This window comes from Streptomyces bugieae (assembly GCF_036352915.1).
Classification (GTDB): domain Bacteria; phylum Actinomycetota; class Actinomycetes; order Streptomycetales; family Streptomycetaceae; genus Streptomyces; species Streptomyces endophytica.
This window is the reverse complement of the sequence record NZ_JAZBJP010000050.1, coordinates 1-23,087: the sequence shown is the minus strand read 5'-3', so window position 1 is coordinate 23,087 and position 23,087 is coordinate 1. Positions and strand designations below refer to the sequence as shown.

17 protein-coding genes, 1 rRNA gene and 1 pseudogene are annotated in these 23,087 nt (G+C 71.7%); 8 read left to right on the top strand and 11 right to left on the bottom strand.

The genetic code is table 11. From position 1 onward, the window contains the following. Nucleotides 1–151: 151 nt before the first annotated feature. The gene (locus tag V2J85_RS37655; RefSeq protein ID WP_261951147.1) at nt 152–823 is read right to left on the bottom strand and encodes an HAD family hydrolase; all 672 of its coding nucleotides are present in this window, start codon (nt 821–823) and stop codon (nt 152–154) included. 114 nt (nt 824–937) lie between these two features. After that, on the bottom strand, nt 938–1,444 hold the full coding sequence (locus V2J85_RS37650) for a DUF6912 family protein (protein WP_261951146.1): 507 nt from the start codon (nt 1,442–1,444) through the stop codon (nt 938–940). Nucleotides 1,445–1,732: 288 nt separating this feature from the next. On the opposite strand from V2J85_RS37650, the gene V2J85_RS37645 reads away from it, so the two are divergent. Further along, nucleotides 1,733–2,407 (top strand): Rv3235 family protein, encoded by a 675-nt coding sequence (locus V2J85_RS37645; RefSeq protein WP_330824095.1) that lies wholly within the window; start codon nt 1,733–1,735, stop codon nt 2,405–2,407. Nucleotides 2,408–2,511: 104 nt separating this feature from the next. Here V2J85_RS37645 and secA read toward each other — a convergent pair whose 3' ends face one another. Next, nucleotides 2,512–5,331 carry a preprotein translocase subunit SecA gene (gene secA / locus V2J85_RS37640; protein WP_261951144.1) on the bottom strand — a complete coding sequence of 940 codons (2,820 nt, stop codon included), beginning with the start codon at nt 5,329–5,331 and terminating at the stop codon, nt 2,512–2,514. A gap of 250 nt (nt 5,332–5,581) precedes the next feature. On the opposite strand from secA, the gene V2J85_RS37635 reads away from it, so the two are divergent. Together V2J85_RS37635 and V2J85_RS37630 are read left to right on the top strand one after the other, a co-directional pair. After that, nucleotides 5,582–6,229, top strand: a complete 648-nt coding sequence (locus V2J85_RS37635; protein WP_330824094.1) for a GNAT family N-acetyltransferase — start codon at nt 5,582–5,584, stop codon at nt 6,227–6,229. 74 nt (nt 6,230–6,303) lie between these two features. After that, a complete protein-coding gene (locus V2J85_RS37630) occupies nt 6,304–7,530 on the top strand; it encodes a winged helix-turn-helix domain-containing protein (RefSeq protein WP_330824093.1) in 1,227 nt (408 codons plus the stop codon). Nucleotides 7,531–7,620: 90 nt separating this feature from the next. Here V2J85_RS37630 and V2J85_RS37625 read toward each other — a convergent pair whose 3' ends face one another. From V2J85_RS37625 to mtnA, 7 genes and pseudogenes are all read right to left on the bottom strand, one after another. Beyond that, nucleotides 7,621–8,379 carry a response regulator transcription factor gene (locus V2J85_RS37625; RefSeq protein ID WP_330824092.1) on the bottom strand — a complete coding sequence of 253 codons (759 nt, stop codon included), beginning with the start codon at nt 8,377–8,379 and terminating at the stop codon, nt 7,621–7,623. 234 nt (nt 8,380–8,613) lie between these two features. After that, nucleotides 8,614–9,300, bottom strand: coding sequence for a ribosome hibernation-promoting factor, HPF/YfiA family (hpf, locus tag V2J85_RS37620; RefSeq protein WP_030416868.1), 687 nt, complete (start codon nt 9,298–9,300; stop codon nt 8,614–8,616). 622 nt (nt 9,301–9,922) lie between these two features. Continuing rightward, nucleotides 9,923–10,684, bottom strand: a pseudogene (locus V2J85_RS37615) (ComF family protein); the annotation flags it as partial. 356 nt (nt 10,685–11,040) lie between these two features. Continuing rightward, nucleotides 11,041–12,960 carry an LpqB family beta-propeller domain-containing protein gene (locus V2J85_RS37610; protein WP_419836870.1) on the bottom strand — a complete coding sequence of 640 codons (1,920 nt, stop codon included), beginning with the start codon at nt 12,958–12,960 and terminating at the stop codon, nt 11,041–11,043. Then, on the bottom strand, nt 12,950–15,004 hold the full coding sequence (gene mtrB, locus V2J85_RS37605; RefSeq protein WP_330824091.1) for an MtrAB system histidine kinase MtrB: 2,055 nt from the start codon (nt 15,002–15,004) through the stop codon (nt 12,950–12,952). Before mtrB ends, V2J85_RS37610 begins: the two co-directional genes overlap by 11 nt. Before the next feature lie 64 nt (nt 15,005–15,068). Then, the gene (gene mtrA / locus V2J85_RS37600) at nt 15,069–15,746 is read right to left on the bottom strand and encodes a two-component system response regulator MtrA (protein ID WP_030416996.1); all 678 of its coding nucleotides are present in this window, start codon (nt 15,744–15,746) and stop codon (nt 15,069–15,071) included. After that, a complete protein-coding gene (gene mtnA, locus V2J85_RS37595) occupies nt 15,743–16,915 on the bottom strand; it encodes an S-methyl-5-thioribose-1-phosphate isomerase (RefSeq protein ID WP_330824090.1) in 1,173 nt (390 codons plus the stop codon). Before mtnA ends, mtrA begins: the two co-directional genes overlap by 4 nt. Before the next feature lie 152 nt (nt 16,916–17,067). Here mtnA and V2J85_RS37590 point away from each other — a divergent pair, with 152 nt between their 5' ends. From V2J85_RS37590 to V2J85_RS37570, 5 genes are read left to right on the top strand one after another with little or no spacing between them, the layout of a single operon-like run. Continuing rightward, nucleotides 17,068–18,480 (top strand): DUF7847 domain-containing protein, encoded by a 1,413-nt coding sequence (locus V2J85_RS37590; protein WP_330824089.1) that lies wholly within the window; start codon nt 17,068–17,070, stop codon nt 18,478–18,480. 22 nt (nt 18,481–18,502) lie between these two features. Continuing rightward, nucleotides 18,503–19,177, top strand: coding sequence for a DUF4129 domain-containing protein (locus V2J85_RS37585; RefSeq protein ID WP_330824088.1), 675 nt, complete (start codon nt 18,503–18,505; stop codon nt 19,175–19,177). Next, a complete protein-coding gene (locus V2J85_RS37580; protein ID WP_330824087.1) occupies nt 19,174–20,400 on the top strand; it encodes a DUF4350 domain-containing protein in 1,227 nt (408 codons plus the stop codon). Before V2J85_RS37585 ends, V2J85_RS37580 begins: the two co-directional genes overlap by 4 nt. Beyond that, the gene (locus V2J85_RS37575; protein ID WP_261951136.1) at nt 20,381–21,346 is read left to right on the top strand and encodes an AAA family ATPase; all 966 of its coding nucleotides are present in this window, start codon (nt 20,381–20,383) and stop codon (nt 21,344–21,346) included. The genes V2J85_RS37580 and V2J85_RS37575 overlap by 20 nt, the downstream gene beginning before the upstream one ends. 9 nt (nt 21,347–21,355) lie before the next feature. Beyond that, the gene (locus V2J85_RS37570) at nt 21,356–22,666 is read left to right on the top strand and encodes a DUF58 domain-containing protein (RefSeq protein ID WP_330824086.1); all 1,311 of its coding nucleotides are present in this window, start codon (nt 21,356–21,358) and stop codon (nt 22,664–22,666) included. A 343-nt stretch (nt 22,667–23,009) separates the two neighbouring features. Here the strand turns inward: V2J85_RS37570 and rrf are convergent. After that, nucleotides 23,010–23,087: ribosomal RNA gene (gene rrf, locus V2J85_RS37565) — 5S ribosomal RNA — on the bottom strand; the annotation flags it as partial.

The following is a 23,087-nucleotide window of genomic DNA, read 5'->3' as shown; positions in this document are numbered from 1 at the left end:
CGCCGGGGTGGCGTATGCGTGGCCGGAAAGGGTGCCGGGGTGGTGCCTCCTGCCGGGCCACCGGAGCGCCCGTGCGACGGGAGCCCCGTGCCGCCGGAGTCCTCCCCGTGCGACCGGAGTCCCCGGCCACTGGGTGCCCCGGAGGTGCGCCCTACGCCATCATGACGCCCGCCAGCTCCACGGCCTCGGCGAGCGTGTCGACCACCGGGACTCCCGGGACCGCGGCGGTCTCCAGGCTGGCGCGGCTGTGCGAGCCGCCCGTGTAGAGCACCGCCGAGGCGCCCGCCTCCCGCGCGGCCACCGCATCGTCCACCGCGTCACCGATCACGACCGTACGGCCCGGATCGACCTCCGTGAGCGCCCCCAGGTGGCGCACCATCTGCGCCGCCTTCGTGCCCCCGGACGGTCCGGTCCTGCCCTCGACCAGCACGAACCGCGACTCGATCCCGAAGCCGCGGACGAGGGGTATCAGCTCGTCGTGCCCGAACATGCTGAGGATCGACTGGCTGCCGCCGGCCGTCTGCCACGCCTCCAGCAGCAGGTCCACGCCCTCGGCGAGCCCGCACGCCAGCCGGTGCTCGGAGTAGTGCCGGTGGAACGTCTCGTCCATCACCAGCCACTCGGCCTCCGTCGGCAGCCGTCCCAGCAGCCGCTCGTAGAAGCGCGGCACGGGGACGCAGTACAGCTCGCGATACAGCTCCAGCGTGATCGGCTCCAGTCCGATCTCGGCGAAGGCGGAGTTGGTCGCCCCGATGACGGCGTCGATGTCGTGGAACAGCGTGCCGTTCCAGTCCCAGACGATGTGTGTCGCGTACTTCCCCATGCTTTCCCCAGGTCGATTCCCGTGCCCGGGCCTCTTGTGCGGCCCGGGCGCCTCCCCTGAAGAAAAAGTACCCGGGCCCACTGACAACGCGACCCGGTCTCAGGCGATCCGGCCTCAGGCGATCAGCTGGGGAATCTCCTGCACCCCGAACCACATCAGGTCGTGGTCCTCGGCTCCGTCCACCGTGAACTGCGCGTCGTCGTCGCCCTGGTCCGCCGCGCCCAGCGCCGCCGCGGCCGCCGCGACGTCCGCCTCCGCGTCCGTGGCGTCGACGTGCACGGCAGCGGCCTTCGACAGCGACACCGGCCCGGGGAGCCGCACCTCACCGAGCCCCGACGGGTCGAGCCCGCGGTCCGGGTCCGGCACCGCGGCGCCGTCCGGCACGTCCACGGCCACCACGACCCGCCGCCGCGGGGTCTGCGGGTGGCCGGCGAGCTGGCGCAGCGACGCCTGGGCCGCGCGGTTCAGCGCCGCGTACTCCAGTTCCTCGATGTCGTCCGAGACGTACCACTCGCGCAGCGCCGGCGTGACGGCGAACGCGGCCAGCGGGCCGGGGCCCAGCTCACCGTTCTTGTGCGCCTCTGCGAGACCGGAGAGGGTCAGGGGGACATAGACGCGCATGGCAGCCGCTTCCGCTCGTTTCGCTCGGTGTGGGGGACTGTCCCGCCAGCATACGGGCGGGAGTCCCCCATCGTGCCGCCCGCACGGCCGGTCCACGGCCCGGCCCGGCAGCCCCCGGCAGCGGCCCACAAAGGCTCTGTGCCGGGCCCGCGCCACGGAAGAGTGAATCCCGCGTCCCCGTACCGGGCCCGTTCCCGCGCCTTGCCGCCGCTCCGGCCCCGCCGATACGAAGATCCCCAACCGAAAAGCTACCGGCCAGTAATCGGGCCGGGAACGAAGGGGGAACTCATGAGCAGGGACGACACCATGACCGGAAGCGAGATCCTGCCAGCGGGCGGAACCGGAACCGACGGCCCCGCCACGACGGACGACGCACCCCCGCCTGCGGGCACCTCACCGGCCGGCGCACGGGGCGGCGGCCCGACCGTCCCCCGCCCCCGGCGGTCCACCCCCGCAGGCCGCGGCCCCCTCGGCCCGGCCGGCAGCGGACCCGGCGCGCGCGGGCGCCGCCCCGGTACGACGCGCCGCGGGCCCGTCCCCGCCGGCCGCGGGCCGGCCCGTACCGCCCCGCTCCCCACCGTCGGGGCCCAGCGCCGGGCACAGGAAGGCCGGCCGCACCTCTGGTTCGCCCACCAACTGGTCCTCACCCTCAGCGGGCAGCGGCCCGTCCATGCCCTGCTGGGGCATGCGCTGCCCGCCGCCTACGACCGGCTGGCGGAACTCGCCCCGCAGGCACCGCTGCGGCCCGTCCTGGGGCCGGGGCGGCGCGGGCCCGTGCCGACGGTCCGCGAGTGCGGGCTGTGCCGGCCGCGACGCGGCGTCATCGAGGCGTTCGCCCGGATCACCACCGGCGAACGGCTGCGCGCCCTGGCCTTCCGGCTGGAACTGGGCGCCGACTCCCGCTGGCGCTGCGCCGCCCTCGACATCGGCCCGGCCCCCGCCCTCCCGGGCCGGGCGTCATGACCGGGCCGTCCACAGACGAAAGCGCCCCGGCCGGTCTCCGGCCGAGGCGCCCCGCACGGTCCGGGCCGGGCGTGCTCCGCCCGGCCCCGGTCACCGTCCCGTACTCACTTCTTGCGGCGCCGTCCGCCGCTCTTCTGGGCCTTGCGCCGCTCCGCGCGGGTCAGCCCGTCCGCCTCGGAGCGGGCCGGCCCGCCCGGCTCCTCGTCGCTGATGAAATCGCCCTCGATGACGCTGCCGTCGCCGTCCACCTTGGGCGCGGTGAAGTGCAGCCGGTCCGGGCGCTGCGGCGCCTCCAGCCCCTTGGCGTGGATCTCGGGACGCCCCGCACCCGCGGGCACCGCCTCCTGGGCGGGCAGCTCCGCGGCCTCCTCCACCGGGACCTCCTCGACCTGCTGCTCCACCTGGACCTCCAGGTTGAACAGGTAGCCGACGGACTCCTCCTTGATGCCCTCCATCATGGCGGTGAACATGTCGAAGCCCTCGCGCTGGTACTCGACCAGCGGGTCCTTCTGGGCCATCGCCCGCAGGCCGATGCCCTCCTGGAGGTAGTCCATCTCGTAGAGGTGCTCGCGCCACTTGCGGTCCAGGACGGACAGCACGACCCGGCGCTCCAGCTCGCGCATGATGTCCGAGCCGAGCTGCTCCTCGCGGGCGGCGTACTGCTCGTGGATGTCGTCCTTGACGGCGTCGGCGATGAACTCGGCGGTCAGGCCCGCGCGGTCGCCGGCCTCCTCCTCCAGCTCCTCGACGGTCACCTTCACCGGGTAGAGCTGCTTGAACGCGCCCCACAGACGGTCCAGGTCCCACTCCTCCGCGAAGCCCTCGACGGTCTCCGCCTGGATGTAGGCGTCGATGGTGTCGTCCATGAAGTGCTTGATCTGCTCCTGCAGGTCCTCGCCCTCCAGGACGCGGCGGCGCTCGCCGTAGATGACCTCGCGCTGCCGGTTGAGCACCTCGTCGTACTTCAGGACGTTCTTGCGGGTCTCGAAGTTCTGCTGCTCGACCTGCGACTGGGCGGAGGCGATCGCCCGGGTCACCATCTTGTTCTCGATCGGGACGTCGTCGGGGACGTTGGCCATCGCCATGACCCGCTCGACCATCTGGGCCTTGAACAGCCGCATCAGGTCGTCACCGAGGGAGAGGTAGAACCGCGACTCGCCCGGGTCGCCCTGACGGCCGGAGCGGCCGCGCAGCTGGTTGTCGATCCGGCGCGACTCATGCCGCTCCGTGCCGAGCACGTACAGCCCGCCGAGCTCCTTGACCTCCTCGAACTCCGCCTTGACCGCGGCCTCGGCGCGCTCCAGGGCGGCGGGCAGCGCGGCCGCCCACTCCTCGGCGTGCTCGACCGGGTCGAGCCCCATCTGGCGCAGCTCGGCCTCGGCGAGGGTGTCGGGGTTGCCGCCGAGCTTGATGTCCGTACCGCGGCCGGCCATGTTCGTGGCGACCGTGACGGCGCCCTTGCGGCCGGCCTGGGCGACGATCGACGCCTCCCGGTCGTGCTGCTTGGCGTTGAGGACCTCGTGCGGCACACCGCGCTTGTTGAGCTGCTGGGAGAGGTACTCGGACTTCTCCACGGACGTCGTGCCGACCAGGATCGGCTGGCCCTTGCCGTGCTTCTCGACGATGTCCTCGACGACCGCGTCGAACTTCGCGGGCTCGGTGCGGTAGATCAGGTCCGCCTGGTCCTTGCGGATCATCGGCCGGTTCGTCGGGATCGGGACGACGCCGAGCTTGTAGATCTGGTGGAACTCGGCGGCCTCGGTCATGGCCGTACCGGTCATGCCGGAGAGCTTGTCGTAGAGGCGGAAGAAGTTCTGCAGGGTGATCGTGGCGAGCGTCTGGTTCTCGTCCTTGATCTCCACACCTTCCTTCGCCTCGATGGCCTGGTGCATGCCCTCGTTGTAGCGGCGGCCGGCGAGGATACGGCCGGTGTGCTCGTCGACGATCATGACCTCGCCGTCGATGACGACGTAGTCCTTGTCGTTCTTGAAGAGCTCCTTGGCCTTGATGGCGTTGTTGAGGTAACCGACGAGCGGGGTGTTGACCGACTCGTAGAGGTTGTCGATGCCCAGCCAGTCCTCGACCTTGCTGACACCGGACTCATGGATGCCGACGGTCCGCTTCTTCTCGTCGACGTCGTAGTCGCCGGTCTCCTCGACACCGCGCTGCGGGTTGGCCGCCTCGCCGCGCTTGAGGCGCTGCACCAACTTGGCGAAGTCGCCGTACCACTTGGTGGCCGAGTCCGCCGGGCCGGAGATGATCAGCGGCGTACGGGCCTCGTCGACGAGGATCGAGTCGACCTCGTCGACGACCGCGAAGTTGTGGCCGCGCTGGACGAGTTCGTCCTGCGACCAGGCCATGTTGTCGCGGAGGTAGTCGAAGCCGAACTCGTTGTTCGTGCCGTAGGTGATGTCGCAGTTGTACTGCTCGCGGCGCTGCGCCGGCGTCATGTCGGCGAGGATGCAACCGACCGTCAGGCCCAGGAACTTGTGGACCCGGCCCATCATCTCGGAGTCGCGCTCGGCCAGATAGTCGTTCACCGTGATCAGGTGGACGCCCTTGCCGGACAGCGCATTGAGGTACGTCGGGAGGGTACCGACCAGGGTCTTGCCCTCACCGGTCTTCATCTCGGCGACGTATCCCAGGTGCAGGGCCGCGCCGCCCATCAGCTGGACGTCGTAGTGGCGCTGGCCGAGGACGCGCTTGGCGGCCTCACGGACCGTGGCGAACGCCTCGGGGAGCAGGTCGTCGAGGCTCTCGCCGTCGGCGTACCGCTCCTTGTACTCGTCCGTGAGCGCCCGCAGCTCAGCGTCGGAGAGGGCCGCGAAGTCCTCCTCGATGGAGTTGACCTGGCCCGCGATGCGGTGCAGTTTGCGCAGGATCTTTCCTTCGCCTGCACGCATGATCTTCGTCAAGACGGACACTTGGGCTGGTCTCCTTGCCGGTCGGGCCTGCACGGTCGAGTGCGCGGGCGCGGCATTTTTCCAAGGGGGCAGGCCCCGCCGCAACGGCCATCGTAAGGGAGGACGCCGCCGGGCCGGGAGGTCCGCCGCAGCGAACCCCGCCTTCCCCTCCTCACGTGAACGCACGAGCCCGCGAGAAGGTGCCGGGCAGGTGCCGGGAATCACGCGAAAACCGTTCGCGGCGCCTTGCGCGGACTTGCAGACTCAGGCCATGAAGCCCGTCACCCTCACGACCGAGCGCCTGGTGCTGCGCCCCTTCGAGCCGTCGGACGCGCCCGCGGTCCACGCCGCCTGCCAGGATCCCGACATCCCGCGCTGGACGGCCGTGCCCTCACCCTACGGTCTCCGGGACGCGGAGCAGTTCGTCGGCACGGCCGTCCCCGAGGGCTGGCGGGACGACACCGCCTACAACTTCGCCGTGGTCTCCCGGGCCGACGGCGCCCTGATCGGCTCGATGGGCCTGGTCCGCCTCACCCAGTTGCGCACCCCCGAACGCCAGGCCGAACTGGGCTACTGGACCGCCAAGGAACACCGCGGCCGCGGCTACACCGTCGAGGCCGCCCGCGCGGTGCTGCGCTGGGCCTTCCGCGAGCTGGGCGTGGAACGCATGGAGTGGCTCGCCGAGGCCGGCAACGAGGGCTCCCGCGCCGTAGCCCGCGCACTGGGCTTCCAGATGGAGGGCACCCTCCGCGCCAAGCTGGTGCACGAGGGCACCCGCCGGGACGTATGGATCGGCTCCCTGCTCCCCTACGACCTGGCCGGGGACACGGACACCGCCGACGGGGCGGACGCCGCGGGCACCGACGAGACAGGCCGCCCCACGGCGGACAGGACGCCGTACCTCCCGTACCCGCGCTGAGCGATCCTCGCTGTCTCCGCAGGTCACAGGCTTCTTCCGGGCGTTGTCAGTGCCCGCCCCTACGCTGTGCGAACATGACCGCCGCCACACAACCACCGCACCGGCCGAAGCCCGTGACCGCCCTGTCCCGCGACGACGCCCGCCGCCTGGCACTGCGGGCGCAGGGGCTCCTGGGCGCCCCGGACCGCCGGGCGGGCGTCCGCGGTGTGCTGCGCCACCTGGGCGCGGTGCAGCTCGACACGATCTCCGTGCTCGCCCGCTCGCACGAGCTCGTGCCGTACGCCCGGCTCGGCCCCGTCGGCCGCCCCGCCGTCGAGGCCGCCTACTGGAGCACGGCCGACGGAGGCACACCGACGGCCCGCCCCCACAGCTTCGAATACTGGTCGCACGCCGCCTGCATCCTGCCCATCGAGGAATGGCCGCACTTCGCCTTCCGCCGCCGCGCCCGGCGTGCGAAAGGTCACCGCTGGCACGTCATGAAGGACTCCGAGCGGTCCTGCGCCGCCGTCCTGGACCGGCTCGCGGCCGACGGCCCGCTGACCACGTCCGAGCTGGGCGGCGGCCGCAACGGCGGGGAGTGGTGGGACTGGTCCGAGACCAAGATCGCCGTCGAGTGGCTGCTGGACACCGGCGACGTGGTCTGCACCGAGCGGCGCGCCTGGAAGCGCGTCTACGACCTCGCCGAGCGCGCCGTCCCCGCCGAGCTGCTGCACGACGACCTCGACGACGCGGAATGCCTCCGCCGCCTGGTCACCCAGGCCGGTACGGCCCTGGGCGTGGCCACCCGCGCCGACCTGGCGGACTACCACCGCCTGAAGGGCGAGCAGGTCGATGCGGTGATCGCCGACTCCGGGCTGGTCCCGGTCGAGGTCGAGGGCTGGACCAAGCCCGCCTGGGCCGATCCCGCCGCCCTGGCCACCGCACCGCGCGGCCGGCACCGTACGACCCTGCTCTCCCCGTTCGACTCCCTCATCTGGGACCGGCCGCGCACGGAGCGGATCTTCGGCTTCACCCACCGCCTGGAGGCATACGTCCCCCGCCCGCAGCGGATACACGGCTATTTCGCGATGCCGCTGCTGGCCGGCGGGCAGCTGGTCGGCCGCGTCGACCCGGCCCGCGAGGGCACCACCCTGGTCGCCCGCCAGGTCTCGATGCGCGACCGCAAGGCCGTCGCCCCCATGGTCCGGGCCCTCCAGGAGGCCGCGACCTGGGTCGGCTGCGACACCGTACGCGTCGACCGCTGCGACGACCCGCAGTTGGCCGCCGCCCTGCACACGGAACTCATACGCGGGGGCGATTGAGGAGGACGAGGGCTCCGGCCGGTCAACGGAGCCCGGTCAGCCGATCACGGTCAGCGGATCGGCCAACGGGACTCGGTCAGCGGGACTCGGTCAGCGGATCTCGAGGATCTTCTCCCGCATCGCGTAGACCACCGCCTCCATCCGGGAGTGCAACTGCAGCTTCTCCAGGATGTTGCGGACGTGGTTCTTCACGGTGTTCTCGGAGATGAAGAGTTCCTTGGCGATGTCACGGTTGTTCATGCCCGTGGCGACGAGCTTGAGGACCTCCAGCTCACGGTCGGTGAGCCGGGGCGCCGGCACCAGCCGGCGCTCGTCCGTCCGCTGGATCATCGACTTGAACTCCGTCAGGAGCTTCGACGCCATCGACGGGCTGATCTGCGACTGGCCGTCCGCGACGGCCCGGATGGCGGTCGCCACCTCGTCGGTGGAGATCTCCTTGAGGAGGTAGCCAGTGGCGCCGGCCTTGATCGCGTCGTAGAGATCGGCCTCTTCGTCGCTGATCGTGAGCATGATGATCTTCGCGCTGGGGGCCACCTCCTTGATGGAGGTGCACGCCTCGATCCCACCGCGCTTGGGCATCCGCACGTCCATCAGCACGATGTCCGGCAGCAGATCAGCGGCCTTGTCGACCGCCTCCGCACCGTCCCCCGCCTCGCCGACGACCTGGATGTCCTCTTCCTGGGCCAGCACGATCTCCAGGCCCCGCCGGAAGAGCGCGTGATCGTCCACCACCAGGACCCTGATCGGCTCCTTGCGCGGCACTCTCACGGACCGGCCGGCGCCGTCGTCGCCCCCGACTCCGCTGTCGTCGTCCGCGTCACCGCGCACGGGCCCGAAACTTTCCCCCATGGATCCTCCCCGTCAACTACTCGGCCGGAAGGCCAGAGCTTGGAAATAAGGCTGGTTGACAACAGCCCCCTGCGGCCAGCCCGATCAACGCCATACGACCGCCTCCCCGGCATGTCGCCGTTTGGTGCCCACATGCTGCCTGGCTGGCACAAACACTATACGGCTTCAACTCCTGCCATCTCCGGGCACGATGGTGCCCCCGGGCGTACGCCGGGGGCACCGAGCGGGTGGGGTTCAGCCGCCCAGCGCGCCCCCTGCGCCGCCGGGCTCCTCCTCCCCGAACGAATCGGGGTTCAAGTGGATGACGCCATAGTCGTATGCGTGCCGCCGGTAGACGACACTCGGCAGCTTGGTGTCGGCGTCGACGAAGAGATAGAAGTCGTGTCCGACCAATTCCATCTCGTTGAGCGCCTGGTCGAGCGACATCGGCGCGGCCGAGTGGGTCTTCTCGCGGACGATCAGGGGTCCTTCACCCTGGACGTCGATCGATCCCATCCTCGTGGTCGGCACCGACTCTTCGGCTTCGGTGGCGAGTTCGCCGTTGGTGTTGAGGCTCGCGACGCCGGGGACGCTGACGGCGACCTCACTCGCCGGAATGCGCCCGTTGCCGCGGCGTGAGAAGCGCTTGTCGTGCTGCTTGCGCAGGCGCGCCTCCAGCTTTGCGGTAGCCAGGTCCAGCGCGGCGTAGGGATCGGCTGCGGCCGCCTCGGCCCGGACCACCGGGCCACGGGAGCGAAGCGTGATCTCCACTCGGTCGGAACGGTCGGCCTGCCGCGGGTTGTGCTCCTTGGACACCTCGACGTCCAAGCTGATCACCTTAGCGTCGAGCTTCTGGACTTTCTCCAGCTTCAGCTTCTCGGCCACGTGCTTACGGAACCGCTCGGGCACCTCGGTCTTGCGGCCCTTGACGACGATGTCCACGCAGAACTCCGTTCCCGGATCGCACCGCTCGGCGAGCGGGGCGATTCCTTCTTGCACCAGGCTCCGGTGGGTGCCGAAGCCTCGGACTTGGCACTTTCACCTCCTCCTCCCCACACGGCACGATCTCCACTCCCCCATTTTTCAGGGTCGCCGCTGGCGCCCCTGAACGCATCCATCGCGACATCCGAGGCAAAACGTCCGCCAAGTCCTCACAACCGAACATAGCTCTCCTGGGCTGTTGTCGGCACCCCCTCGCAGCCCTCGGGTCCGTTTGAGTGATTTTTCCTCCTCAACTACTTGCCCGTTGAAATTGCTACTTGCCGGTTGAATTTCTCCGGCGACCGGCCACGCCGTGATAGATCTCGGCGATGCCGGAACGACTGGCAGGGGTGCCGTCACGCCTGCGGGGCGTGCGGGGGCCGCTGCCGGCCGTGCGGGCGCTGTTGCCAGTGCCGGGGCTGTTGCCAGCCGTGCCGGGGGCGCTGTCGGCCGTGCCGGGGGCGCCGGTGCTGGGACTGCGGCCGGTGGCGAAGCTGCGGCCGATGGCCGTGCGGTGGTTGGTGGCCGTGCTGTGGCCGGTGGCCGTGCTGTGGCCGGTGGCCGTGCTGTGGCCGGTGGCGTGCTCGAAGCTGCTGGTGGGCGCCGCCACCACCGCCGCGCCAATCACCCGGCCCCCCGCCCCCGTGACCGCCCGGGCCGCCTCGGCGAGCGTTGCCCCCGTCGTGACCAGGTCGTCCACCAGCACCACTGGCTGCCCGCTCAGCAGCCGCTCGGCCCCGCGCCGCACGCCCAGGGCCCCGGCCAGATTCGCCAGCCGCTCCGGGGCGCTCAGCCCCGCCTGATCAGCCACGGGGCGAAGCTGGTGGAGGGCGGGGAGGACGTGGGCTCTGGGTGGGGCCCCCGCCCCCTCCCCCACCCCCGTCCCCGTCGCAGCAGCGGCAGTCGGAGCAGCCGCCGCAGCCGCCAGCGCAGGCCGGCGCAGCTCGCGGGCTGCCGCCAGGGCGATCCGGCGCACCGGATCATGCCCCCGGCCCGCCACGGACCTGCGGGCCGAGGGCACCGGCACCAGCACCAGCGGCTCACCGCCGCGCCACAGCCCCCGCACCGCCCCGGCCAGCACCCACCCCAGCGGCCCGGCCAGCCGCAGGGCGCCGCGCTCCTTGTGCGCGAGCAGCACCGCCCGCACCTCGTCGGCGTACGGCGCGCCCGCCCACACCCCGGGCAGCCCCGGCGGCGCCGGCCGCGGCCGAACCCGCCGTGCCCCTCGGCCGTCCCTCCCCAGCGCCCGACGGCACCGACCGCACAGCTCCGTACGCGGTCGACCACACCCCGCACAGGCGACCGGCAACACCAGGCCGGCCAGTTCGCGCCACACCCCCTGCATGGATCCACTGTCCCGCGGTCCACCGGCGCTCACCACCCCTGTGGATAACTCTGCGGACCGGCCGCCGGCCGCGTGACGTCAGCACGAACCCCGCTGGTCACCGGCGGTCACGGGACCACGTGGGATCAGGAGACCACGCGGGATCAGGGAACCAAGGGAACCAAGGGAACCAAGGGGGTCACCGAAGCCAGGCAAACCGACCAACTTGAGGCCGACGAACAAGACCGACCGACAAAGCCGCCCGACAAGACCGACCGACGAGGCAGACCGACAAGGCGAACCGACAAGGCGAACCGACAAGAGGAAACCGAAAACGACCAAGGAGCCAAAGCCGGCGGAGGAACAGAAGCGGATCGTCACCCGGGATAAACCGGTGCCGTCCCGTCCTTCGCCACGGTCTTCCAGTTCGCGTCCGGAGGCAGCCGCACGATGCCCTCCGTGGCGTCGGCGATCAGCGGTCGGGCCTCGTCCTCCGAGGCCGCCACCGCCTTCACGCCGTTGACCCCGGGCAGCGTCTGCGCGTCGGAGGCCGAACCGTCGGTCTCCATGTACTGCATCTGCTGCACCCCGCCGGACTCCCGGCCGACGACCACCAGCCGGCTGCCGCCCGCCCAGGAGGCGGCCACCACGTCCTCCAACTGCGGGGCGATCGGCCGCAGTTCCTCCACCGACAGCACCGGATGCGCCGAGCTGCCGCGGCGCTCGACCCGGCCGAGCTGCAGCGTGGTGCGCCCCTTGTCCTCGACGAGCATCGCGATCCGGATGCCGTCCGCGGCCACCTTGATCGCCTTGATCCGCCGTCCGCCGAGACCGGGCACCGCCACCCGCTCCGGGTCGCCCTTGCCCTCGCGCATCCGCAGCAGCCGGGAACCGTGCGCATCGCGGTCCGCGACCCACAGGTCTCCCAGGCCGTCCCAGCTCGGCGCGGTCAGGCCCTCGTCGGGGTTCTTGGCCGAGCCGGTGCTCGTCATCAGTGGCGCGCCACGCTCGATGCCGTCCTCCAGGGCGGCCACGTACAGGGACCGGCCGTCGCTCGACACCCCCGCCGCGGTGTTCTCACCGCGCGAGATGGCCACCGAGCGCAGCGGGGTCTTGCCGGTGCCGAACGCTCCGCGCACCGGCGTCGGTTCGGTCGCCGAGTCCGACATGGCGACCACCCTGTGGTCGGCGTCGATGAAGTACTCCTTGGCGGAGTGCCCGGTCAGCGGCGCCGGCGCGAAGTCGCGTTCGGCCTGGTCCTGGGAGAGCGTGCACAGCGAGTTGCCGTTGTTGTCCTGGAGTTCGACATCGCTGATCTTCGAGGCGCGCGTCATGTCCTGGACGGTGAAGAAGAGCTGAGCCGCCATCCGCCTGCACTGGTCGGTGTCGGTGCTCACCGCCTCCTTGCTGAGCTTGACCCGCAGGCCGTTGGAGTCGTCCAGCGCCAGGTCGTGCGCGGCGAGCCGGGTGCCGGGCGGGAACGCCGAGGTCGTCACCTGGTTCAGCCAGTCGGTGGGGCCGGACAGCAGCGCCTGCACACTGGCCGTGATCGGCTTTATCCGCTGGCGCAGGTAGACCGGGTCCGCGACGAGCACGTCGCGGCTGGCCTTCGGCTCCTCCGACTCCGACTCGTAGGAGGCGAAGTAGTACTTGTTGACGGAGCGGTAGATGCGCTGGAAGTCGGACAGCCCGAGCACCACTCCGTTCGGCAGCCGGTCGATCCGCCACTGGCCCCCCTCCTTGATGAGGTGGATCGTCTGGCGGTACGGCCGCTCCTCGGGGGTGTACGCGTGGTTGTCGTCCACCGTCGCGATCTGGCTGCCGGACAGCGTGACGGAGTAGCCGTTCGCGTCCTCGCGGTTGGGCTGCACCTTCGGTTCGGGTTTCGGCCGTTCCTGGAGCACCTTGGTGACCTGGAACGGCCGCCAGGTACGCCGTGCCGACTTGGCCAGGTACTGGGTGGCCGTGCGGAAGTCCGCCTCGTCGCTGGTCGTCGCGTCGAGGAAGCTGCGCACGATGTTGGTGGGCTGGGCGCCGTCCTGCGGGGGCACGCCGTAGACCCGGACCTGCGAGTCGCCCTCGGAGCGCGGCGACTGGTCGACGGCCGTGACGTCGCCGTTGTCCGGCATGGAGGCGCAGCCGGCGAGCAGCACCGACGCGCCCCCGAGCAGCGCCAGCTTCCACGCCGGCCCGCTCGTCCCACGGGCTTTCCGACGGGTGTGCTCCGACGGGTGCTGACCGGTGAGCTTCCGGGACGTGGGCCCCACCCCGCGCTCGTTTCCGCGCTCAGTGTCCACGCCGTCCGCCTTCCCGTTCCCCACCCCGTCCGGTGTCCTGCTCGGCCCCGCCCCGGGGGACCGTTTCGTCGAGGTGCGCGCCTTCGTCGTGCGCGGCCCGTTCGCTCCGTGCGCCCCCGCTCTGCGGCACCACGCGGGTTCCGTCTCCGGGCAGCGCCGTGGGATCGGCGACCGGCCGGGCCGCGGACGACGCGGAGCCGAGCGATGCCGTGCCGCCGGGCTGCGCGGCGCGCGCCTGGACGGGGATCGTGGAGGCCTTCTGGCCGGCCGCGGCACCCGTCCGTCCGGCGCCGGCTCGGCCGGCGAGGTTACGCCGGGAGTCCTCCGGTTCCAGGGGTATCGGGGACCCGCGCAGCGGCTCGCCGGCCGTACGGGGCAGCGTCAGCCGGAACTGGGAGCCGCCGCCCGGCTCGCCCCACGCCTGGAGCCAGCCGCCGTGCAGCCGGGCGTCCTCGACGGCGATGGACAGGCCGAGTCCGGTGCCGCCCGTGGTGCGGGCCCGGGCCGGGTCGGCGCGCCAGAAGCGGTTGAAGACGCGGGTGGCCTCGCCGGGCTTGAGCCCGACTCCGTAGTCGCGCACCGCGACGGCCACCGCGCCGCCACTACGGCTGCCCGCGGACGCCAGCCGTACGACGACGTCGCGGCCCTCTCCGTGTTCGACGGCGTTGACGACGAGATTGCGCAGCACCCGCTCCACGCGGCGGGGGTCGGCCTCGGCGATCACCGGCTGCTCGGCACCGCGCACCACGATGCGGCTGCCCTTGCGCTCGGCGAGCGGTTCGGCGCCCTCGATGACGCGGTGCACCACATCGCGCAGGTCTATCGGCTCGGCCTCCAGCGCGGCCGCACCGGCGTCGAATCGGCTGATCTCCAGCAGTTCGGCGAGCAGCGACTCGAAGCGGTCGAGCTGGCCGCGCAGCAGCTCGGCGGAGCGTGCCGTGGCGGGGTCGAACTCGTCGCGGGCGTCGTGGATGACGTCGGCCGCCATCCGCACCGTCGTCAGCGGCGTCCGCAGCTCGTGCGAGACGTCGGAGACGAAGCGGCGCTGCATCCGGGACAGCTCCTCCAGCTGCTGGATCTTGACCTGGAGGTTCTGCGCCATCTTGTTGAAGGACTCGCCGAGCCGGGCGATGTCGTCCTCGCCGGTGACCTTCATCCGCTCCTGGAGGAGGCCGGCGGCCAGCCGTTCGGAGATGCCCGCGGCCATCCGTACGGGCGTGACGACCTGCCGCACCACCAGCCAGGCGATCGCGCCGAGCAGGATCACCACGAAGACGCCGGCCGTCGCGAGGGTGCCCGTCACCAGCTTGAGCGACTCCTCTTCCTGGCTGAACGGGAAGAGGTAGTAGAGCTGGTACTGGTTGCTGTTGACGTCGTTGAGCCGCTTGCCGATGATCAGCGCCGGCACGCCGTCGTCCGACCCGATGCGCTTGATCTGGGTGTACTGCCGGAACGTGCCGGACTTGGTGTCCAGCTTCCGCCGCAGCTCGGCCGGTACGCTCCGCTCCGGATCGACGTCCCCGGAGGCGCGCGGCCCGCGGGTGCCGGGGCTGGAGTCGCCGAACGGCTCGTCGGAGTCTGAGCTGAGCGCCACTACGGAGAAGACGCCCTGGCCGCCGCTGGCGAGCTGTTCGACCAGGCCGGTCAGCCAGGTCGCGGAGTCCTGGGTGCCGCGGTTGCCGGTCCGGGCGGTGTCGTCGGTACGGGTGTCGTCGGCGCCGTCGGCCATCTTCTGGGCGACGCTGAAGCCGCCCACGGCCTGGCTCTGCGCGGCCTGTGCCTTGGCCGTGAGCAGGCCGTTACGGACCTGGCCGACGACCACGACGCCGAGCAGCAGCACGACGGCGAGGGACATGAGCAGGGTGGTCGCCACGACCCGCAGCTGGATGTTGCGGCGCCACAGCCGCAGGGCGGGCAGCAGCGGCCGCCGCACCCACCGACTGAAAAGCCGCAGCAAGGGGTGGACCGGGCCGCTCACCGCGCCGTCGGGCAGCAGCTGGCCACCGCGCAGCAACCGAGCAACCAATCTTCCCGAAAAGGACATATCACCCGTCGTGCTGACGGTGCGCCCCCGCTTTCCCTCCGGGGCCGAACCGTCCCGGACCATCTCAGCTGGGTCCGGCCTTGTAGCCGACCCCGCGCACGGTCACCACGATCTCCGGACGCTCCGGATCCCGCTCGACCTTCGAGCGCAGCCGCTGCACATGGACATTGACCAGCCGGGTGTCCGCGGCGTGCCGATAGCCCCAGACCTGCTCCAGCAGCACCTCACGGGTGAACACCTGCCACGGCTTGCGCGCCAGCGCCACCAGCAGATCGAACTCCAGCGGGGTCAGCGCGATCGACTGGCCGTCGCGCTTGACCGAGTGGCCCGCCACATCGATGACCAGGTCACCGATGGCCAGCTGCTCGGGCGCCGGCTCCTCCGAACGCCGCAGCCGCGCCCGGATCCGGGCCACCAGCTCCTTGGGCTTGAACGGCTTGACGATGTAGTCGTCCGCGCCCGACTCGAGCCCGACCACCACATCGACCGTGTCGCTCTTGGCGGTCAGCATGACGATCGGCACGCCGGACTCCGCGCGGATCAGCCGGCACACCTCGATGCCGTCCCGTCCGGGCAGCATCAGGTCGAGCAGGACGAGATCCGGCTTGGTCTCACGGAAGGCGGCAAGGGCCTTGTCACCGTCCGACACGAACGACGGTTCAAAGCCTTCGCCACGCAGCACAATGCCGAGCATCTCTGCCAGTGCGGTGTCGTCGTCGACGACCAGGACGCGTCCCTTCATTCGGCCATCATCCCATTACCTGATCGTGACTTACTCCATCGTGACGTGGAACACACCTCCGCCAGCCGGTCCCGGGTGACCGGGGAGACCACTCCGGCCTCCGTCACGATCGCCGTCACCAGCTCCGGCGGAGTCACGTCGAAGGCCGGGTTGTAGGCCTGTGCGCCCAACGGCGCCACCGGCACACCGGCCCCCGGGACCGCCCCGGCACCCTGCGCAGCCGGCAACGAGAACTCCGTCACTTCCTGCCCCGGCCGCTGCTCCACCTCGATGTCCGCGCCCTCCTCGGTCTCCAGATCCACCGTGCTCGTCGGCGCCACCACCACGAACGGAACGTGGTGGTACTGCGCCAGCACCGCCAGCGGATAGCTGCCGACCTTGTTGGCGACCGAGCCGTCCGCCGCGATGCGGTCCGCGCCTATCAGCACCGCGTCCACCTCACCACCGGCGAACAGCGACCCGGCCGCCCCGTCCGACAGCACCGTGTACGCCATACCGGCCCGCGCCGCCTCGTAGGCGGTCAGCCGCGCCCCCTGCAACAGTGGCCGCGTCTCGTCCACCCACAGCCGGCGCAGCTCACCGGCCCGGTGCGCCGCCAGCGCCACCGCCAGGGCGGTGCCCTCGCCCCCGGACACCAGCGCGCCCGTGTTGCAGTGCGTGAGAATCCGGTGACCGCCGCCCGGCAGCAGCTCGCCCAGCAACGCCATACCGTGCTCCGCCATCCGCGCACTGGCCGCGATGTCCTCCGCGTGCACGGCCCGGGCCTCGACCAGCGCCGCGGCCGCCGCCTCCGGCGCTCCGGCCCCGTCGGCCACCGCCACCCGGTACGCATTCGCCGCCCGCCGCACGCCGTAGCCCAGATTGGCCGCGGTCGGCCGGGCCTGCGCCAGCGCCTCCACGGCCTCTTCCACGTCGAAGCCCCGCGCCGCGGCCAGCGCCACGCCATAGGCGCCCGCGATACCCAGCAGCGGCGCCCCCCGCACGGCCAGCGAACAGATCGCCTCGACCAGCGCCGGCACGTCCGTACAGACCAGCTCGACCTCTTCCACCGGCAGCCGGGTCTGATCAAGGAGGACCACGACAGGCCCCTCCGGCAGCTCCTCCCAGCGCAGCGACGGGATCGTGAGCGTCCCGGCGCCCACCTCGGATACCTCGTACTGATCGCCCATCCCCTCAGTCTGCCGCCGACCGCCCCTCGAACAGAAGGTCCTCTCACTCTCAGGGCCCGGGTACACAACGCACGGCGCCATGACACGATGACTGCCACCGCGGACCCCGGACCCCGGCCGCCACGGCGGGCCGGCAGCAAGAAGGAGCGACGATGAACAACTCTCCGGGCTGGGCCTCGCCCGGATCCACCCCCTCCGACGAGCCGGGCCGCGGCACACCGGAGCAGCCCGACCAGGCCTCCGGAACGGACGACCGCCCCGGCGCCGCCGAGCAGCCGACCCCGCCGAACTGGTCCAAGCAACAACCGCCCGCCGGCCAGTGGTCGGCCCCCGCCGGCATCCCCGGCCAGAGCGGTCCCGGAGACCGCAGCGGCCGGTCCGCCTCCGGCGACCGCGCCCGCGCCTCGTCCGGCACCGGCCAGCCCGGCTGGGGCGGCCCCCACCCGGCCGCCGGCCCGCAGGCCCCGTGGGGCTGGCCCCCGGTGCCTCCGGCGGCCAAGCCCGGCGTCATCCCGCTCCGCCCGCTCGGCGTCGGGGAGATACTCGACGGCGCGGTCGCCACCATGCGGGCCCACTGGCGCACCGTGCTCGGCATATCGCTGATCGTCGCAGTCGTCTCGCAGACGGCCATCACCGTCGTCACCGGCCTGTGGTTCCGGAACGCCGGCCGCGCGCCCACGATCTCCAACAGCAACGTCCCGCCGGTCCGCGAAACCATGCGCCAGGCCGGGAACTCGCTCGCCGGAACCGCCCTCACCTCGGTGATCGGGCTCCTCGCCACCATCATCGCCACCGGACTGCTCACCATGATCGTGAGCCGCGCCGTCCTCGGCCGTTCCGTGACGGCCGGCGAAGCCTGGCGCGACGCCCGCGGCCAACTCCCGCGCCTCCTCGGCCTGCTGGTGCTGCTGCCCCTCCTCATCACGACCGTCTTCGCCGTCGGCCTGACCCCCGGCCTCCTCGTCACCGCCTTCGCCACGCTGGACCTGGGCCTGCTCCTCACCGTGTTCGGAGGGATCGCCGCCTCCGCCGTCGGCATCTGGCTGTGGGTCCGCTACAGCCTCGCCTCCTCCGCACTGATGCTGGAGAAGCAGGGCGTCATCGCCTCCATGCGACGCTCCGCCAAGCTCGTACGCGGCTCCTGGTGGCGGGTGCTGGGCGTCCAGCTGCTGGCCTACCTCCTGGTCGCCATCGTCGAGTTCATCATCCAGATCCCGGCCACCATCGTCGCCTTCGTCATCGGTGGTGAGAGCATCCTGGACTGGGCGAACGGCACCAGCGACAACACCGGCTGGTCGTTCCTGATCGTGCTGGGCATCGGCGCCGTGATCAGCTCCACCATCACCTTCCCGATCAGCGCCGGCGTCACCGCACTCCTCTACGTGGACCAGCGCATCCGCCGCGAGGCCCTCGACCTCGAACTGGCCCGCGCCGCCGGCCTCCCCGGATACGGCGCCGACGCCCCCACCGACGCACCGGCCGCAGACGTCCCGACCGCACACACTCCGACCGCCCCCGCCACCACTGCGGACGACGCCGGTCCCGACGCCGCACCGGGAAGCTGATGCGGTGACAACAGGGGGGAACATGGCCGCGCTCGGGTCACTCACAGCGCGCTCCGACGACGACATACCGGTGCGGACACCGCGCCTCCCCGCCCGCGAGGCGGCCGAGCGCGAACTGTCCGACCCCCGGTACCACCAGCACGACCCCAACCCGATCCAGCGCGCCCTCGACTGGCTCTGGGACCGCGTCGACGACCTCTTCGGCGCGGCAGCCGGCGCCACACCGGGCGGCTGGATCGGCCTCCTCGCCATCGCCGCCTTCGTCCTGCTGCTCGTCGTCGCCCTCCGGCTGCGCCTCGGCGCGGTACGCCGCACCCCGACCACCAGCGGCGCGCTCTTCTCCGACACCCCCCGGACCGCCGCCGAACACCGCGCGGCCGCCGAACGGCACGCCGCCGCAGGCCACTGGAGCCAGGCCGTCCAGGACCGCATGCGCGCCCTCGTCCTCTCCCTCGAGGAACGCACCCTGCTCACCCCCGCCGCCGGCCGCACCGCCGACGAGGCCGCCACCGAGGCCGGCCTGACACTCCCCCGGTACGCCGACCAACTCCGCACCGCCGCCCGCACCTTCGACGACGTCACATACGGCGGCCGACCCGGCACGGAACAGGCATACGCCTTCCTGACCACCCTCGACACCGAGCTCCAGCAGGCCAAGCCCGACCTGGCCACCACCCCGACGTGGAGCCGCGGATGACCACGGCCGCCCCGGAGGCCCCCGCGCCCTCGCTCACCGCGCGCCGACTGTGGACCCGCTCCCGAGGTCCCCTGGTCGCGCTGCTCCTCCTCGTCATCAGCGGAGTGATCCTCGCCGCCCTGCAGTCCGGTGAACAGCACGGCCGGCTCGACCCCCGCTCGGCGGACCGCTCCGGCAGCCGTGCGCTGGCCCGGCTCCTCGCCGGCCAGGGCGTCTCCCTTCAGGTCGTGACCACCTCCGAGGAGGCGGCCCGCGCAGCCGGCCCCGGCACCACCCTGCTCATCACCGACCCCGACGTCCTGACGCAGAAGCAGCTGACGGCCCTGCACACCGCAACCGCTCGCACCGTCGGGCGCACCGTCCTGCTGACCCCCGGCTCGGCTTCCCTCTGGACCTTCGCCCCCGGCGTCCAGGCCCAACCCGCAACGGGCAACTCCCCGCGCAAGCCCGCCTGTTCCCTGCCCGACGCACACCGCGCCGGCAGCGTGCTCCTCGGCGGCCTTCGCTACACCACTTCCGACGAGCGCACCGACCGCTGCTACCCCGTCAGCGGCCGGCCCACCCTGCTTCGCCTGCCGGCCGCCGGCAACGGCCGCGACACCGTCCTCCTCGGCTCCGCCGACTTCCTCTACAACCAACACCTCGCCGAGCACGGCAACGCCTCGCTCGCCCTTCAACTCCTCGGTGCTCACCACCATCTGATCTGGTACCTCCCCTCCGTGAGCGACCCGTCATCCGCTCATGACCAGCGCAGCTTCCTCGATCTCATCCCCTCCGGCTGGAGCTGGGCCCTGCTCCAACTAACCATCGCCGCCGGCCTCGCAGCCGTCTGGCGCGCCCGCCGGCTCGGCCCGCTCGTCCCCGAAAAACTCCCCGTCACCGTCCCCGCCGCCGAGACCACCGAGGGCCACGCCCGCCTCTACGAACAGGCCGGCGCCCGCGACCGGGCCGCAACCGCCCTGCGCTCCGCAACCCGCACCCGGCTCGCCCCCCTCCTCGGCGTGCCACCCACACACGCCCACGCTCCTGACCGTCTTCTCCCGGCCCTCCACACCCACTTGACCGTTCGCGCTGACACCGGGACAGATCTCCACACCCTGCTCTTCGGCCCGGCCCCCGCGGATGACCGGGCCCTGGTGCAGCTGGCCGACCAGCTCGACGCACTCGAATCCTCGATCGTTTCCCAAGAGAGGCACGCCCCCCGTGAGCACCCCGACCGCTGACAGCGCCCGAGCCTCCCTCGAGGCCCTGCGCACCGAGATAGCCAAGGCCGTCGTTGGCCAGGACCCCGCCGTCACCGGGCTGGTCGTCGCCCTCCTCTGCCGCGGTCACGTACTCCTCGAAGGCGCCCCCGGTGTCGCCAAGACCCTTCTCGTACGCGCCCTGTCGACCGCCCTCGAACTCGAGACCAAGCGGGTGCAGTTCACCCCTGACCTGATGCCGAGTGATGTGACGGGCTCACTGGTCTACGACGCCCGCAGCGCGGAGTTCTCCTTCCAGGCGGGCCCCGTCTTCACCAATCTGCTGCTGGCCGACGAGATCAATCGCACGCCCCCCAAGACCCAGGCATCCCTGCTGGAAGCCATGGAAGAGCGTCAGGTCACGGTCGACGGAACAGCCCGTCCCCTTCCCGAGCCGTTCCTGGTCGCCGCCACGCAGAACCCCGTGGAGTACGAGGGCACCTATCCGCTGCCCGAGGCCCAACTCGACCGTTTTCTGCTGAAGCTGACGGTCCCGCTGCCCGAGCGGCAGGACGAGATAGACATCCTCACCCGTCACGCGGCCGGCTTCAGCCCCCGCGACCTGAACGCCGCCGGACTTCGCCCCGTCGCTTCCGCCGCCGACCTCGACGCGGCCCGAGCCGCCGTCGCGAAGACCTCGGTATCCCCCGAAGTCACCGGCTATATCGTCGATATCTGCCGTGCCACTCGCGAATCCCCCTCGCTCTCTCTCGGCGTCTCCCCCCGAGGCGCCACTGCCCTGCTCTCCACGTCACGCGCCTGGGCGTGGCTCACCGGCCGCGACTATGTCACCCCTGACGACGTGAAGGCCCTTGCGCTCCCCACGCTGCGCCACCGCATCCAGCTCCGCCCCGAAGCGGAGATGGAAGGAGTCACCGCAGACTCCGTGATCAACGCCGTGCTCGCACATCTCCCCGTCCCCCGCTGAGGCGACACCGTGACCCTCACCGGACGCACCGCCCTCGTCTCCGCACTCGGAGCCCTGCTCGTCGGCTTCGTGCTGCCCAGCTGGCTCGGCATCGCGATCGTGCAACTCGCCTTGCTGATAGCAATTTTGTGCGACCTCGCGCTCGCCGCGCCAGTGCGAAAGCTCCGTTTCACCCGAACCGGTGAAACAACCGTTCGACTAACAGGCGAAGCCCCCACCCACCTCACTCTCACCAACCCGAGCGGTCGTACGCTGCGCGCCCACGTCCGCGACGCCTGGCCCCCGAGCTCCTTCCACCCCGGCTCGGACATCGCCGCCTCCCGCCACACCGTCCGCCTCCCCCCAGCCGAGCGCCGACGCCTGACGACCACCCTCCACCCCACCCGACGCGGCGACCACCACGCCGTGCGCGTCACCGTCCGCTCCTACGGCCCCCTCGGCCTGGCAGCGCGACAGGGCAGTCACCACGTCCCGTGGACCCTGCGCGTCCTGCCTCCCTTCACCAGCCGCAAACACCTCCCCGCCAAGCTCGCACGGCTCCGCGAACTCGACGGCCGCACCAGTCTCCTGACGCGCGGTGAGGGCACCGAGTTCGACAGCCTCCGCGACTACACCCCCGGCGACGACACCCGCTCCATCGACTGGCGCGCCTCCGCCCGCCGACAGGACCTCGCCGTCCGCACCTGGCGCCCCGAACGCGACCGCCGCATCCTGCTCGTCCTCGAGACCGGCCGCACCTCGGCCGCCCGTATCGGCGACATCCCCCGCCTCGACGCCTCCATGGACGCGGCCCTGCTGCTCGGCACGCTGGCCGCACGCGCCGGCGACCACGTCGATCTCCTCGCCTACGACCGTCGCATCCGCGCCTCCGTACAGGGCCGCACCGCCCGCGATCTTCTCCCGGCCCTGACCGACGCCCTTGCGCCCCTCGAAGCCGAACTCGTCGAGGCGGACGCCCGCGGCCTGGCCGCCGAAATCCATCGCCGCACCTCGCGCCGCTCCCTGATCGTCCTGTTCACCGGCCTGGACGCGGCCCCCGTCGAAGAGGCCCTCCTGCCCGTCCTGCCCAGCCTCACCCAGCGCAACGAAGTCATCGTCGCCGCCGTAGCCGATCCCCGCATCGAGGAAATGGCCGCCGGCCGCCACTCCCCCCAGGCCGTCTACGCCGCAGCAGCCGCAGAGCAGGCCATCGCCGCGCGCCGCCACATCGCAGACCGCCTCCGCCGCCAGGGCATCACCGTCATCGACGCCACCCCGGCCCACCTGGCCCCCGACCTCGCAGACGCCTACCTCACCCTGAAGTCCACCGGCCGCCTGTAAAACACGCCGCCTCACGTATCAAGCACTCGCCCCGCCCGCAGACCTGGCGGCGGGACACCCCCAGTGTCCTCCGTCACGGCGACCGCTCCTGGTCATACGTGAGGAGAGTGCACCACCCTCTTGCCCTCAGTCGTCTGTGAGCCGCAGCTGGAGAGTATGAGTGACCGGCCTCAGTTGGGTGAGCTTGGCGCGGACAGCACCCACCGCACGCTTCCACCGCCGGCACCACGAGCCTGGGACGAGGTCTCAACCGAAAGAGATGCTTCACCGTATACCGCCCCCTCACCAGTCCTGAACGCAGAAAAGCCCCGCACCATACGGTGCGGGGCTTCCCACAAAGATTGTTCGGCGGCGTCCTACTCTCCCACAGGGTCCCCCCTGCAGTACCATCGGCGCTGAAAGGCTTAGCTTCCGGGTTCGG